At 71.3% G+C, this 14,654-nt stretch carries 9 protein-coding genes and 1 pseudogene; 2 read left to right on the forward strand and 8 right to left on the reverse strand.

What is annotated here, in order from left to right; translation table 11 throughout:
* From ACFWJO_RS35505 to ACFWJO_RS35530, 6 genes and pseudogenes are all read right to left on the reverse strand, one after another.
* Positions 1-263 (reverse strand): annotated as a pseudogene (locus ACFWJO_RS35505) (hypothetical protein); the annotation flags it as partial.
* Positions 260-1,303 carry a ParA family protein gene (locus ACFWJO_RS35510; protein WP_309549591.1) on the reverse strand — a complete coding sequence of 348 codons (1,044 nt, stop codon included), beginning with the start codon at positions 1,301-1,303 and terminating at the stop codon, positions 260-262. The pseudogene ACFWJO_RS35505 and the gene ACFWJO_RS35510, both read right to left, overlap by 4 nt.
* Positions 1,304-1,733: 430 nt before the next feature.
* A complete protein-coding gene (gene ald / locus ACFWJO_RS35515) occupies positions 1,734-2,849 on the reverse strand; it encodes an alanine dehydrogenase (RefSeq protein ID WP_386872014.1) in 1,116 nt (371 codons plus the stop codon).
* Positions 2,850-3,027: 178 nt separating this feature from the next.
* The gene (locus tag ACFWJO_RS35520; protein WP_386872016.1) at positions 3,028-5,058 is read right to left on the reverse strand and encodes a tetratricopeptide repeat protein; all 2,031 of its coding nucleotides are present in this window, start codon (positions 5,056-5,058) and stop codon (positions 3,028-3,030) included.
* Between the two features lie 172 nt (positions 5,059-5,230).
* The gene (locus ACFWJO_RS35525; protein ID WP_384422233.1) at positions 5,231-5,857 is read right to left on the reverse strand and encodes an NUDIX domain-containing protein; all 627 of its coding nucleotides are present in this window, start codon (positions 5,855-5,857) and stop codon (positions 5,231-5,233) included.
* 74 nt (positions 5,858-5,931) lie between these two features.
* Positions 5,932-7,590 carry a CTP synthase gene (locus tag ACFWJO_RS35530; RefSeq protein ID WP_386872044.1) on the reverse strand — a complete coding sequence of 553 codons (1,659 nt, stop codon included), beginning with the start codon at positions 7,588-7,590 and terminating at the stop codon, positions 5,932-5,934.
* 511 nt (positions 7,591-8,101) lie between these two features.
* On the opposite strand from ACFWJO_RS35530, the gene ACFWJO_RS35535 reads away from it, so the two are divergent.
* Positions 8,102-9,904 carry a glycoside hydrolase family 15 protein gene (locus ACFWJO_RS35535; protein WP_386872019.1) on the forward strand — a complete coding sequence of 601 codons (1,803 nt, stop codon included), beginning with the start codon at positions 8,102-8,104 and terminating at the stop codon, positions 9,902-9,904.
* Between the two features lie 84 nt (positions 9,905-9,988).
* Entirely contained in the window at positions 9,989-11,377 is a 1,389-nt protein-coding gene (locus ACFWJO_RS35540) for an FAD-binding protein (protein ID WP_386872021.1), read from the forward strand.
* Between the two features lie 9 nt (positions 11,378-11,386).
* Here ACFWJO_RS35540 and ACFWJO_RS35545 read toward each other — a convergent pair whose 3' ends face one another.
* Positions 11,387-13,012 (reverse strand): flavin monoamine oxidase family protein, encoded by a 1,626-nt coding sequence (locus tag ACFWJO_RS35545; RefSeq protein ID WP_386872023.1) that lies wholly within the window; start codon positions 13,010-13,012, stop codon positions 11,387-11,389.
* A 25-nt stretch (positions 13,013-13,037) separates the two neighbouring features.
* Positions 13,038-14,558 (reverse strand): APC family permease, encoded by a 1,521-nt coding sequence (locus ACFWJO_RS35550; protein WP_386872025.1) that lies wholly within the window; start codon positions 14,556-14,558, stop codon positions 13,038-13,040.
* Between the last annotated feature and the right edge of the window lie 96 nt (positions 14,559-14,654).

A 14,654-nucleotide genomic window follows, 5' to 3' on the forward strand; every position in this document is an offset into this window, starting at 1 on the left:
GCCGCCGCCTTGGCCGCCGCGGACGCGGGGCCGGACGCGGGAGCGGGCGCGGACGGTGCGGCGGGCTCCGCCGTCCGGGCGCGCGGCTCCGCCGCCCCCATGTCCGCGGCCGTGTGCTCCGCGGGGCCCTCCGCCGCCGCGTTCGCGGCCGCCGCCGAGTCGCTCTCGCCCGCCGGTGCCGGTACGGTCCGGCGCGGCGAGGAGGCCTGGAGCGCCATCCCCCCGGTCGTACGGAACAGTTCGTCGGCGCCGGGCAGACTCACTCGGCGTGACACCGGGCGAGCACCTCCCTGGCGAGCTGACGGTAGGCGGCGGCGCCCACGCTGTTCGAGGCGTACGTGGTGATGGGCTCGCCGGCGACCGTGGTCTCCGGGAAGCGGACCGTCCGGCCGATGACCGTGTGGTAGACGTGGTCGTCGAAGGCCTCGACCACCCGGGCCAGCACCTCGCGGCTGTGCACCGTCCGCGAGTCGTACATCGTGGCGAGGATGCCGTCGAGCTCCAGCTCGGGGTTGAGCCGCTCCTGGACCTTCTCGATGGTCTCGGTCAGCAGGGCGACGCCGCGCAGCGCGAAGAACTCGCATTCCAGCGGCACGATGACCTTGTGAGCGGCCGTCAGGGCGTTCACGGTCAGCAGGCCGAGCGAGGGCTGACAGTCGATCACGATGTAGTCGTAGTCGTTCATCAGCGGCTTCAGCGCCCGCTGCAGCGTGGACTCGCGCGCGACCTCGGAGACCAGCTGCACCTCCGCGGCCGAGAGGTCGATGTTGCTCGGCAGCAGGTCCATGTTGGGCACGGCGGTCTTGAGCAGCACCTCGTCCGCCGACATGCCCCGCTCCATGAGCAGGTTGTAGACGGTGAGGTCGAGCTCCATCGGGTTCACACCGAGGCCGACCGACAGGGCGCCCTGCGGGTCGAAGTCGACGAGCAGCACCCGTCGTCCGTACTCCGCGAGCGCGGCGCCCAGGTTGATGGTCGACGTGGTCTTGCCGACGCCGCCCTTCTGGTTGCACATCGCGATGATCTTCGCCGGGCCGTGGTCGGTCAGCGGGCCCGGGATCGGGAAGTACGGCAGGGGCCGTCCGGTGGGGCCGATCCGCTCGCGGCGCTGGCGGGCAGCGTCGGGTGCGAGGGTGGCCGCGTACTCCGGGTCGGGCTCGTACTCGGCGTCAGGGTCGTAGAAGTGCCCCTCGGGCACCTCGTCGTAGGCGGCGAAGTGGGTGGACTCTCGGCCCATCTCGTTGCCGGCCGTGGCGTTCACGTGTAGGCCGTCCGTCATCTTCATCGTATGGGCTGTCGTCATGGGCTGGTGCGTCGCGAAGGTCCGCACCGCGACGGAGCCGATCGGGGCCCCTGGCTCTCCACCCTCGGGAGTAAATGTCGACTCATTCACAAGTCGTCTTACCTCCTTGGATGTGGTCAGGAACATTTATCGATAGGTCAGCGTGGCACCATGCCGACGGTTGGCGACTCTATGGCGTGTCACCGGTCCGCAGCAACACAATCCGCCGGACCCGGCCCGATGTGTCGGCAACCGAACACCCCGCTGTCAAGGGTGCGCAGGCAGGGAACCGCACGTTTCAGGGCTGCGCGAAACGGTTAAAGAGTTACGTTCGAGGCGAGTTGACCGAGCGTCGGAACGTGGCCGGACACACATCGGGCCGGACCTTGCTCGACAAGGTCCGGCCCGGTGCACGAGGTTGACGGTGAGGGTTGACCCTCCGCCCCGTAGGTCAGCCCAGGAGGCTGCTCAGCTCGACGTGGTCGTAGCCGTGCGCCTCGGCGACCTCCTTGTAAACCACCTTGCCGTCATGGGTGTTGAGACCCTTGGCGAGGGCGGCGTCGCGGCGCAGCGCCTCGGCCCAGCCATTGTTCGCCAGCGACACGATGTAGGGCAGCGTGGCGTTGGTGAGGGCGTAGGTGGAGGTGTTCGGGACCGCGCCCGGCATGTTGGCGACGCAGTAGAAGACCGAGTTGTGGACCTGGAAGGTCGGCTCGGCGTGGGTGGTCGGGTGGGAGTCCTCGAAGCAGCCGCCCTGGTCGATGGCAATGTCGACAAGGACACTTCCGGGCTTCATCTTGGCGACGAGCTCGTTGGTGACCAGCTTCGGGGCCTTGGCGCCCGGGATGAGGACGGCGCCGACGACGAGGTCGGCCTCGACGACGGCCTTCTCCAGCTCGAAGGCGTTGGAGACGATCGTCTTGACCTTCGTGCCGAAGATCTTGTCGGCCTCGCGGAGCTTGTTGATGTCCCGGTCGAGCAGGGTCACGTGGAAGCCCAGGCCGATGGCGATCTGCACGGCGTTCCAGCCGGAGACGCCGCCGCCGATGACGACGCACTCGCCGGCGTGGGTGCCGGGGACGCCGCCCGGGAGCACGCCGCGGCCGCCTGCCGAGCGCATCAGGTGGTAGGCGCCGACCTGCGGGGCCAGGCGGCCCGCGACCTCGGACATCGGGGCGAGCAGCGGGAGCGCGCGGTTCGCGGTCTCGACGGTCTCGTACGCGATGGCGGTGGTGCCGGACTCCAGGAGGGCGTCCGTGCACTCCTTGGAGGCGGCGAGGTGCAGGTAGGTGAAGAGCGTCTGGTCCTTGCGGAGGCGGTGGTACTCCTCCGCGATCGGCTCCTTGACCTTGAGCAGCAGGTCGGCCGTGGCCCAGACCTCGTCGGCGGTGGGGAGGATCTCGGCGCCGGCGGCGACGTACTCCTCGTCCGTGATCGAGGAGCCGACACCGGCGTTCTGCTCGATGAAGACCTGGTGACCGTTGCGGACGAGCTCGTGGACACCGGCAGGGGTGATGGCCACGCGGAACTCGTTGTTCTTGACCTCGCGGGGGATGCCGACCTTCATCGTCGATCACGGTCCTTGTATCGGGGGGACAACTGGGGGTGCAGTGGCGCGTCAGAGCCAAAAGGTGTGACAAAGCCATTCATACCCGGATGCACTGCGGCGCACCGGGGCAGACCACGTTCGAACGCGGCGCGACCAGTCTAATGAAGGAGTTCCCGCTGTCTAGCCTTTCAAAGTATTAATCTTCACCGGAACCACTGCGGATTTCGTAGGCGGAGGACTCGGTTCCCAGCAGTCTCTCGGCCGCGGACCTGTGCAGCCGGGCCGCCGCCGGGTCACCGAGCCGGTCGAGGGTGTCGGCCAGCCTCAGCTGCAGCGCGGCCTGGAGCCGCTCGTCCTTCGCGCGGCGCGCCCACTCCACCGCTTCCTCGCAGGTCCGCAGCGACTCCTCGGGCCGGCCGGCGTACTCCTGGACCCGGGCCGCCTCGCTCAACGCCCGTGCGTAGCCGGGGAGATCGGCCAGCCGCCGGTAGCCCGCGGCGGCGGCGCGCCAGTTGCGCAGCGCCTCCCCGTACCGTCCGGCATAGGTGTGCACCGCGCCGAGCCGGCCGTACAGCCGGGCCTGGTCCGCGCGCTCGTCGCGGGCGAGCCGCTGGGCGAGGGCGCGGCCGTACCAGTCGCCGGCCCGCTGCCAGTCCCCCAGCTCCTGATAGCTGCCACCTACGGATTCCATTGCGCGACCGACGGCGTACGGGTCATTTGCTTTGCGTCCGGCGTCCAAAGCCGACCGATATCGCAGCAGAGCGTCCTGGGTGCGTCCGGTCCGGGCGTCCAGGTCGGCCAGGTTCAGCAGGGCCGCGGCCTGCTCCCGGTACAGCCCGCGCCGCTCGGCGACGTCCAGGACCAGCCGGTGCAGCCCGTAGAGGTCGGGCGCGGCGGCCTCGGCGCCCCGGTGGGCGGCGAGCGCCCGGACGAGCGCCGCGATCAGCCGGCGGGCCAGGGTGTCGAGCTCCCCGTCGGCGACCGCGAGCCGGGCCGCGGCGAGCAGTACGGGCCGGCGGCTGTCCAGCCACGCGCGGGCGGTCGCCGTGTTCGGGAAGCGCAGGGCGCGGGGCAGCCCGGCGAGCTTGCGGCGGGCCGGGGAGCCCTCGGCCTCCGTGACGGCGCGGCTGGACTGCAGCAGCCGCACCGTCCGCTCCAGCATCCGGGCCCGGGCCAGCTGCACCTCGGCCGGCCGGTCGTGCTCCGCGAGCTCGGCCCGCAGCAGCGGCACCAGGTACCCGGGCACCTCGTACTGCCCCTCCCCGGACCGCCCGTCGCTGCCGGGGATCTCGCGTACGAGACCGAGTGCGGCGAAGTCGGCGAGGGTGGTCGCGGCGGCGGACACCGAGCAGCCGGCCAGGGCGGAGGCGGTGTGGGCGTCGGCGCGGCCCAGCGGGGCCAGGCTCAGGTGTCGCAGTATCCGGGCGGCCGGCTGCGGCAGCGACTCGTGGACCAGGGTGAAGGCCCGCGCGACCGGGTCGCCGGTGAGGCCGCGCAGCCGCTTGGTGAGGTCGGCGACCGAGGCCTTGGGGCGCGCGGCGAGCCAGCCGCCGGCCAGCACGAGGGCGCCGGGCAGTCCGCCGCACTCCTCGGCCAGGCTCTCGGCGGCCTGCGGGTCGACGGTGACGCGGACGGAGCCGGTGTAGGCGGTGAGCAGTTCGATGGCCGACTTGGGGTCGAGCCCGCCGACCGTGCAGGGCCGGACGTCCGGGATGCCGGTGAGCGGGCCGCGGGCCACGCCCACGACCAGGCTGTCGGGGTTGTCGGGCAGCAGCGGGTCGACCTGTTCGGCGTCGACGGCGTCGTCGAGCAGCAGCAGCGCCCTGCGCCCGTCGAAGGCGCCGCGGACCAGGGCGGTGAGTTCGTCCTCGGCGGCGCCGGGCGGCTCGGCGACGCCGAGCGCGGCGAGGAGCTCCTGGGCGGCGCGCGCGGTGGGGACGGGGTCGCCGCCGGGCTCGGTCAGTCGCGCCCGGAACACGCCGTCCGGATAGTCGGCGGCGAGCCGGCCGACCAGCTCCTCGGCGAGCGCGGTCCGCCCCGAGCCGGGCTTGCCCGCGATGAGCAGGACCCGGGCGCGGGGCGCCTTGCGGCCGGTCAGGGTGTCGAGCCCGGTGCGTTCGATGTCGGCCCGCAGTGCCTTCAGCTCCCGCTGGCGACCGTAGAACTGCGAGGCGCCGATCTCCCCCAGGCTTCGTCCGGGGGTACCCCCAACCGCCTGATCCGTCACGGGCCACGCTCCCGTCCACCTGCGCACGACCTTCCCGCGGGGGCTCCTCACGGGCGATGTCGAGCGTAGTTCAGGGCACGAGCCCGACCCGGCGGAGCGCGGCGGACACATCCCCCGATCGGATCAGCAGATGTTCAGACCGGCCGCCCGCACCCGTCCGGCGAGACGCCCCCTACGCCACGAAGGGCCGGGCCGGCCAGGGCGCGTCCGCCGGACGCAGGGCGTCCACGCCGTCGCCCGCGCGGGCAGCCACCAGCGAGAGCACGCCGACGACCAGGCAGTTGTTGTGCAGCTCGCCGGCCAGGACACCGCGGACGAGCTCGTCGAGCGGCACCCGGGAGAGCTCCATGTCGGCCTCCTCCTCGGCGACCTCGAAGCGCTCGCCCTCCGCCTCGGACAGGTCGCGGGCCAGGAAGATCCGCACGGCCTCGTCGCAGCCGCCGGGCGTGGTGTAGACGTCGGTCAGCACCCGCCAGTCCTCGGCCTTGACGTGCGCCTCCTCGTACAGCTCGCGCTGCGCGGCGTGCAGCGGGTTCTCGCCGGGCACGTCGAGCAGGCCGGCCGGGATCTCCCACAGCTTCTGCCGCACCGGGTGCCGGTACTGCTTGAGCAGCACGACCCGGTCCTGGGCGTCGAGGGCGAGGACGGCGACCGAGCCGGGGTGGACCTGGTAGTCGCGGCGGACGACCGCGCCGTCGGGCATGACCACGTCGTCCGTGCGGACACTCGTCTTGTTGCCCGTGAAGGGGGTGGCGGTGGCGACGACCCGCCACTCCTCGGGGGTGTCCTGCACCTGCATCGGTAGTCCTCTCGTACGAAAGCCGGGGTACAGGTCCACAGGACCCGTACCCCGGCAACGTTAACGCCAGTGATCTACTGCGCGGAGCGTCCGGTCTTGCGCTCGACGGCCGCCTTCACGAGGCCCGCGAACAGCGGGTGCGGGCGGGTCGGGCGGGACTTGAGCTCCGGGTGCGCCTGGGTGGCGACCAGGTAGGGGTGGACGTCCTTCGGGTACTCGACGAACTCGACGAGCTTGTTGTCCGGGGAGGTGCCGGAGAAGACCAGACCGGCCTTCTTCTCCAGCTCCGCGCGGTAGGCGTTGTTCACCTCGTAGCGGTGGCGGTGGCGCTCCTCGACGTACGGCTCGCCGGCGTAGGTCTCGCGGACCACCGAGCCCTCGGCGAGCTTCGCCGGGTAGAGGCCCAGGCGCATCGTTCCGCCCAGGTCGCCGGCGCCCTCCACGTAGGCCAGCTGCTCCTCCATCGTCGAGACGACGGGGTGCGCGGTGGCCGGGTCGAACTCGGTGGAGTTGGCCTCGGGGATGTCGGCCAGGTTGCGGGCGGCCTCGATCACGATGCACTGCAGGCCGAGGCAGATGCCGAGCAGCGGCACCTTGTTCTCGCGGGCGTAGCGGATGGCGCCGACCTTGCCGGCCACGCCGCGGTCGCCGAAGCCGCCGGGGATGAGGACGGCGTCGCAGTCACCGAGCTGCTTCTCGGCGCCGGCCTCGGTCTTGCAGTCGTCGGAGGTGACCCACTTCACCTTGACCCGGGCCTTGTTGGCGAAGCCGCCGGCCCGCATGGCCTCGGTGACCGACAGGTAGGCGTCGGGCAGGTCGATGTACTTGCCGACGAGCGCGACGGTGACCTCGTGCTCCGGGTTGTGGACGCGGTCCAGGAGGTCCTCCCAGACGGTCCAGTCCACGTCGCGGAAGGGCAGGTCGAGCTTGCGGACGACATAGGCGTCCAGGCCCTCGGAGTGCAGGACCTTCGGGATGTCGTAGATCGACTTGGCGTCGATGGCGGCGACGACCGCGGCCTCGTCGACGTCGCACATCAGCGAGATCTTGCGCTTGATGGCGGTCGGGACCTCGCGGTCGGCGCGCAGCACGATGGCGTCGGGCTGGATGCCGATGTTGCGCAGGGCGGCGACGGAGTGCTGGGTCGGCTTGGTCTTCAGCTCGCCGGAGGGGCCGATGTAGGGCAGCAGCGAGATGTGCACGACGAAGACGTTGTCGCGGCCGACCTCGTGGCGGACCTGGCGGACGGTCTCCAGGAACGGCAGCGACTCGATGTCGCCGACGGTGCCGCCGACCTCGGTGATGACGACGTCGACGTCGTCGGTGGCCATGCGGCGGATGCGCGACTTGATCTCGTTGGTGATGTGCGGGATGACCTGGACGGTGTCGCCGAGGTACTCGCCGCGCCGCTCCTTGGCGATGACCTGGGAGTAGACCTGGCCGGTGGTGACGTTGGCCGAGCCGTCGAGGTCGACGTCGAGGAAGCGCTCGTAGTGGCCGATGTCCAGGTCGGTCTCGGCGCCGTCGTTGGTGACGAAGACCTCGCCGTGCTGGAACGGGTTCATCGTGCCGGGGTCGACGTTCAGGTACGGGTCGAGCTTCTGCATCGTGACCCGCAGGCCCCGGGCCTTCAGGAGCGCACCCAGGCTGGAGGCGGTCAGGCCCTTGCCGAGGGAGGAGGCGACACCCCCGGTGACGAAGATGTGCTTGGTCGTCGTGGTGTTGGGCGGCATCGCCAAGAGGGGGCTCCCGTGGTCGCGTTCTGGAAGTGCGTTCCGGCGTCCCCTCCGGAAGAATCGGGGGGTGCCGTCGCTGCGGTTTCGGGGTCCTCGGCTGTCGCCGTTTCCCACCGGTCCACGGGGTACCAGGGTATCAGCGACATCCGGAGACCGCTTCCGGCCACACGGGGCAGTCGGGTGCATACCGTCGGCGACACGCCGTGACCGGAGCGGGCGCCTCCGGCACCATGGGTGGGGGCACAGCCGTGGCCCGGGCCTGGTCAAGACCTGCTCACCCGAACGGCGCAACGGCGTTACAAGATCGGCGCCGCCGGTCACTAGGGTGGGCGTCGTATCCTGCTCGGACATGCGCTGCCGAGCCGGACCGGCACGGCACCACCCCCGCCTGTCAGCCGGACCAAGAGCTCGTCAACGATCCCTTGACCCGCTGACCTGTAGGAATCGCCCTCCGGGGCGAAAAACGCCCCGCGGGGCGGACGTGGCCGTTCGATCTGGAGTGAAGCACGTGGCCGGGCGCATCGAGGATTACGCACTCATCGGAGACATGCAGACCGCCGCCCTGGTCTGCCGGGACGGCAGTGTCGACTGGCTCTGTCTTCCCCGCTTCGATTCGCACGCAGTCTTCGCGGGACTGCTCGGCACCGAGGAGCACGGCTTCTGGCGGGTCGGCCCGGCCGGCCCGGAGGGCGCCCCGGCGGCCCCCGCCGACCGGCGCCGCTACCGCGGCGACTCGCTCATCCTGGAGTCCGAGTGGGACACCCCGCGCGGCACGGTCCGGGTGACCGACTTCATGCCGCCGCGTGACGGCGCCCCGCAGCTGATCCGGGTGGTCGAGGGCGTCAGCGGCCGGGTGCCGATGCGCTCCAGCCTGCGCATGCGCTTCAGCTACGGCCGGGTGGTGCCCTGGGTGCACAAGGTCGGCGAGCGCACGGTGGCCGTCGCGGGCCCCGACTCCGTGTGGCTGGACACCGACGTGGAGACCCACGGCAAGGACCTCACCACCTACTCCGAGTTCACCGTCACGCCCGGCGACAGGATCACCTTCACCCTCTCCTGGCAGCCCTCCCACAAGGAGCCGCCGCCGCTGCCGGACCCGGAGGGCTCGCTGGAGGCGACCGCCGACTTCTGGCGCGAGTGGGTCGAGCACTGCACGTACCACGGCCCGTACCGGGAGGCGGTGGTCCGCTCCCTGATCACCCTCAAGGCGCTCACGTACGCGCCGACCGGCGGCATCGTGGCCGCGCCGACCACCTCCCTGCCCGAGGAGATCGGCGGCGTCCGCAACTGGGACTACCGCTACACGTGGCTGCGGGACGCGGCGATCACCCTCTCCTCGATGCTGCGCACCGGCTACCGCGAGGAGGCCCGCGCCTGGCGGGACTGGCTGCTCCGCGCGGTCGCGGGCGACCCGGAGAACCTGCAGATCATGTACGGCATCGCCGGCGAGCGCGAGCTCGGCGAGGCGGAGCTGGACTGGCTGCCGGGCTACGAGAACTCCGGCCCGGTCCGGGTCGGCAACGGCGCCGCCAACCAGCTCCAGCTGGACGTGTACGGCGAGGTCACCGAGGCCCTGCACCTGGCGCACATGACGGGCCTGTCCCGCAACGACTACGCCTCGCTGCTGCAGATCAAGCTGATCAACTACCTGGAGAAGAACTGGGACCAGCCCGACGAGGGCATCTGGGAGGTGCGCGGCCCGCGCCGGCACTTCACCCACTCCAAGGTGATGGCCTGGGTGGCGGTGGACCGCACCATCAAGCTCATCGAGTCCGGTGACGCCGACGGGCCCCTGGAGCGCTGGCGCGAGCTGCGCGACGAGATCCACCGGGACGTCTGCGAGAAGGGCTACGACGAGGAGCGGAACACCTTCACGCAGTCCTACGGCTCCCAGGAGCTGGACGCCTCGCTGCTGCTGATCCCGCAGATGGGCTTCCTGCCGCCGGACGACAAGCGGGTGATCGGCACCATCGAGGCGATCCAGCGGGAGCTGTCCACGGAGGACGGCTTCGTGCTGCGCTACCCGACCGCCGGCGAGGAGGCGGGCGTGGACGGCCTGGAGGGCGACGAGGGCGCGTTCCTGGCCTGTTCGTTCTGGCTCGCGGACGACCTGGCGATGATCGGCCGGGTCGACGAGGCCCGCAAGCTGTTCGAGCGGCTGCTCTCGCTCCGCAACGACCTGGGTCTGCTCGCCGAGGAGTGGGACCCGCGGCTCCAGCGCCAGGTGGGCAACTTCCCGCAGGCCTTCAGCCACGTCCCGCTGATCGACACGGCCCTGCGGCTCACCGCCTCGGGCGCGTACGGAGGCTGACGCCCCGAGCGGCGGGGGGCGGGGGGCGGACCTACGATGAAAAGGTCCTGTCCCCCGTGTCGCACGCGAAAGGGGGGCACTCCCATGGCTCCCCAGACCACCGTTCCGGACAGCGCCCTGGCGGGTCTCCGTGAGGACCTGGCGGGCGAGGTGCTCGTACCCGGCGATCCGGGCTACGACGAGGCGCGGGTCGTCTACAACGCGATGATCGACCGGCGTCCCGCCGTCATCGCCCAGTGCGAGACGCCCGAGGACGTGTCGAACGCGGTGCTGTTCGGACGCGAGGCCGGGCTGCCGATCGCCGTGCGCGGCGGCGGACACAGCGTGGCCGGCACGGCGCTCAACGACGGCGGGCTCGTGGTGGACCTGCGGCGGATGCACGCGGTGGTCGTCGACCCGGAGGCCATGACGGTACGGGTGGAGGGCGGGGCCACCATGAGTCACCTGGACCACGCCTGCCAGCCGTTCCACGTGGCCGTGACCGGCGGCCGGGCGTCGACGACGGGCGTCGGCGGCTTCACGCTCGGCGGCGGATCGGGCTGGCTGGAGCGGAAGTTCGGGCTCGCCTGCGACAACCTGCTGGCCGTGGAGCTGATCACGGCCGAGGGCAAGCACGTGCACGCGGACGCCGAGGAGAACCCGGACCTGTTCTGGGCGCTGCACGGCGGCGGCGGGAACTTCGGCGTGGCCACCTCGATGACCCTGCGGGTGCATCCGCTGCCCGAGTTCGGCTTCGCGATGCTGCTGTTCCCGAAGGAGGCGGGCCCCGAGGTCATCCGGGCCTACCGGGACCTGATGACGGACGCGCCGGACGAGGCCGGCGGCGGAGGCATCTACCTCAACGCGCCGCCCGAGGAGTTCATCCCCGAGGAGCTGCAGGGCACGCTGCTCAGCGGCGCCCTGGTGACCTGGGCGGGGCCGGCGGCCGAGGCCCGCGCGTTCGCCGACCCGCTGTACGCGCTGTCGCCGTCGGTGGAGCTGCTGGCGGACATGCCGTACGTGGACTTCCAGTGCATGATGGACGACCCCGGGGGGATGCGGAACTACTGGTCGGCCGAGTACCTGTCGACGTTCCCGGACACGGCGGTGGACGTGTTCTGCGCCCGCTCGGCCGGGATGATCGTGCCCTCCGGCATGCAGCACGTGCTGTTCCCGCTGGGCGGGCAGGTCGCCCGCGGCCCGGCGGACTCCCCGATCCCGTGGCGGTCGGCGGCCTGGGCCCTGCACCCCTTCGCGGTGTGGGAGGACCCGGCCGACGACGAGCGGGCGATCCAGTGGGTCAGGGACGTCCGGGCGGACGCGCTGCCCTGGTCGACCGGCGCCGTGTACCTCAACTTCACCGGCGACGAGGGCCGGCAGCGGGTGGTGGAGGGCTTCGGCGCCGAGAACTACCGGCGCCTGGCCCGGGTCAAGGCCGACTACGACCCCGACAACGTCTTCCGCTTCAACCACAACATCGCGCCGGCCGTCTGAGCCCGCCGGTCACCTCAGCGCGGCGATCACCTCCCGCGCGGCGCGTTCGCCCTCGGTGGCGCCGCCCTCCATGAAGCCCTGGAAGTCGTAGGAACAGTGCTCGCCGCCGATGTGGACGTTGCCCTGGGGGGTGCCCTCGTAGCCCGCGTACCGGTGGAGGTAGCTCACCGGCCAGTACGAGTAGGCGCCGAGCGCGTACGGGTTCTTGTGCCAGGCGGACAGCTGGGCGCGGCCGGTGTAGGCCTTGGAGGTGCCGGGGAAGAAGGCGTCGACGCCCTTCAGGTAGCGGGTGACGAGGTCCCTGACGTACGGGTCGGACTCGGTCGAGAACGGCCCGGCCGGGTTCAGGGACCTGGCGAGGGTGCCGCCGCCGTACTGGATGAGGATGCCGCCGGTGCCGCCCTGGATCTTGGTGGTGTCCCAGGTCTGCTGGACCTCGCTGTCGGTGAAGCAGTCGCCCGCGGAGACTCCCGGCCAGGGGCCGGTGCCGCGCCAGGGGCGGGTGGCGAACTGCATGTTGAGCTTGGTGCAGTAGCCCATGCGGGCGTCCCGCAGCAGGTTCGTCATCAGCGGGTCGAAGCCGGCCCGGGTGAGGTCGAGCCGCTGGAGGACGGGCAGCGGCACGCACAGGATCGTGTGGTCGGCGGTGACGGTCCGGGTGCTGCCGGCCTCGGTGAAGGTGAGCGTCTGGGTGCCGTCGGCGTTGGCCCGCAGGGCGTCGAGCGACCAGCCGGTCTTCAGGGTGCCGGGCTTGAGGGCCCCCGCGATGGCGTTCGGGAGCCGGTCGTTGCCGCCGACGACGTGGTAACGCTCGTTGGACAGGCCCCAGATGTTGAAGTTGCCGGGATTCGTCTGGTAGCCCATCAGCAGGACCAGGGCGAGCGAGGACTGGTCGGTGGTGTCGGCGCCGTACTCGACGTTGTAGGCGACGTCCATGAACTTCCCGAGCGGTGAGGAGTGTCCGCCGGGGACCCGGCTCTCGATCCACTCGTATATCGACATGTCGTCCAGGGCGGTGCCGGTGGGCGTGGTCTGGTTCCACTTCACCTCGCCCGCTTCGAGCAGGTCGCGGTGGAGGGCCTGGTAGACCGCGTTGAAGTCCTCGTCGGCCTGTTCCCGCGGGTAGTAGGCGCCGTCGAACCAGAGGACCTCCTCCGCGCCGTTGGGCCCGCCGCCGAGGAAGTCCTCCGTGGCGAGGCCGAAGCGGCGGCAGAGTTCGAGGATCTTCTTGTGGCTGGTGTCGATGAGCTCGCCGCCGATCTCGGAGGTCTGCCCGTACGCCCAGTGCTGGCGCTGGGTCCACATGCGGCCGCCGACCCGGGACGGGTTGGCCTCGTAGAGGACGGGGCTGAGGCCCGCGTCCTGGAGGGTGAGGGCGGCGGTCAGGCCGGCGATGCCGGCGCCGACGACGGCGATCCGGGCGGGGGTGGCGGCCCTGGCGGCCGCCGGGGCGGCGACGGCCGTCCCGGCGGAGACGGCGATGCCGGCCGCGGCGGCGTACTTGAGGAGGGTCCGGCGGCCGAGCGCGTCGGACCGGAGGCCGCGCAGCTCGTCCACGGGGACCCCGAGCCGTCGGGCGTCGGCGTGCTCGGCGGCGAGGCGCTTCAGGAGGTGCATCGGGTTGGTGCGTGCCATGGGGGCGCTCCTGGAGGGTGAGGGATCAGCTCTGGGGTACGGCGGCGGGTGCGGTGGTCTCCGTGCTGTCGTCGGCGCGCTCGGTGGCGTCCTCCAGGACGATGCGGCCGATGATCTCGTAGCGGTCGGGCCGCCTGGCCTTGAGGTAGAGGCCGAGACCGAGGCCGCCGAAGAAGACGGCGCCGACGATCCAGGGGATGGCCTTGAAGAAGAGGGAGTCGGCGGCGAGTCCGGCCGCGGTCTCCATGTTCATGATCAGCAGCACGACCACGGCGGTCATGCCGATGCCGCCGAGCAGCGGCGCGGTCAGCGTCCTGAACCAGTGCCGGTCCTCGGGGTGGTTCCTGCGGAAGTAGCCGATGACGGCGAAGGAACAGAGGGTCTGCACGATGAGGATGGCCATCGTGCCGAGGATCGCGAGCAGCGTGTAGAGGTGGATGTAGGGGTCCTGGCCGGTGAGCCAGAAGGCGCCGACGAGGACGACGGCGATGGCGCTCTGTACGAAGGACGCGATGTACGGCGAGCCGTGCCGGGCGTGCGTGCGGCCGAGGGCGGGGTGGAGGAAGCCCTCGCGGCCGATCGCGTACAGGTAGCGGGAGGCGCACTGGTGGAAGGCCATGCCGCAGGCGAAGGAGCCGGTGAGCAGCAGCCACTGGAAGGCGTCGACGGCCCAGGCGCCGATGAAGGACTCGGTGGGCGCGAAGAACAGGTCCAGCGGCGAGGAGGACGCGGACAGCTTCACCGAGCCGGCGAGTCCGTTGCCGGCGATCGTCATCCACGACACGTAGATGTAGAAGAGGCCGACGCCGATGACGGAGATGAGCGTCGCCCGCGGGATGACCCGCTTGGGGTCGCGGGACTCCTCGCCGTACATCGCGGTGGACTCGAAGCCGACCCACGACCAGAAGGCGAAGAAGAGGCCGAGGCCGGCGGAGGCGCCGGTGAAGGCGTTCCTGGGGTCGATCGGCTCGGCCGGGATGCCGTCGGGTCCGCCGCCGGCGATCAGCACGGCCGTGGCGACGGCGAAGAGGACCGCGATCTCGGCGACCAGCATCACGCCGAGGGCCTTGGCGGTGAGGTTGATGTCGAAGTACGACAGGACGGCGGTGACCGCGAGCATGGCGGCCGCGTAGCCGATCCACGGCAGGTCCACGCCCAGCTGGTCGGCCACGGTCGTCTTGGCGAAGTAGGCGAAGACGCCGACGATGGACGCCTCGAAGACGATGTACGCGAGGACGGCGAGCATGCCGGAGGCCATGCCGGCGATCCGGCCGAGGCCGTGCGAGATGTAGCCGTAGAAGGCGCCGGCGGCGGTGATCCGCTTGGCCATGGCGACGTATCCGACCGAGAAGACGGTGAGGACGACGGTCGCGAAGAGATAGCCGGCGGGGGCGCCGGTGCCGTTGCCGAAGCCGACGGCGATGGGGAGGTTGCCGGTCATCGCGGTGATGGGCGCGGCGGTGGCCACGGCCATGAAGACGACGCCGACGAGCCCGACCGAGTTCGCCTTGAGCCGGTGGACCTCTGGGGTGGGGTTCTCTGCCATGGCGCGAGAGCATCCTCTTGGGTGACGTAGGCCACAATCGACATTCGGTCGCACAATTCCCGCCAGGGGCCGACGAGTTGTCGCCCCGCTGTACGA

Origin of the sequence: Streptomyces sp. NPDC127092, assembly GCF_042722475.1 — a bacterium.
In the GTDB taxonomy this organism is placed as follows: domain Bacteria; phylum Actinomycetota; class Actinomycetes; order Streptomycetales; family Streptomycetaceae; genus Streptomyces.

Coding starts and splice junctions, on each gene's coding strand:
- ACFWJO_RS35510 (WP_309549591.1), bottom strand. CDS start 1,303: ATGACGACAGCCCATACGATGAAGATGACGGACGGCCTACACGTGAAC.
- ald (WP_386872014.1), bottom strand. CDS start 2,849: ATGAAGGTCGGCATCCCCCGCGAGGTCAAGAACAACGAGTTCCGCGTG.
- ACFWJO_RS35525 (WP_384422233.1), bottom strand. CDS start 5,857: ATGCAGGTGCAGGACACCCCCGAGGAGTGGCGGGTCGTCGCCACCGCC.
- ACFWJO_RS35530 (WP_386872044.1), bottom strand. CDS start 7,590: ATGCCGCCCAACACCACGACGACCAAGCACATCTTCGTCACCGGGGGT.
- ACFWJO_RS35540 (WP_386872021.1), top strand. CDS start 9,989: ATGGCTCCCCAGACCACCGTTCCGGACAGCGCCCTGGCGGGTCTCCGT.
- ACFWJO_RS35545 (WP_386872023.1), bottom strand. CDS start 13,012: ATGGCACGCACCAACCCGATGCACCTCCTGAAGCGCCTCGCCGCCGAG.
- ACFWJO_RS35550 (WP_386872025.1), bottom strand. CDS start 14,558: ATGGCAGAGAACCCCACCCCAGAGGTCCACCGGCTCAAGGCGAACTCG.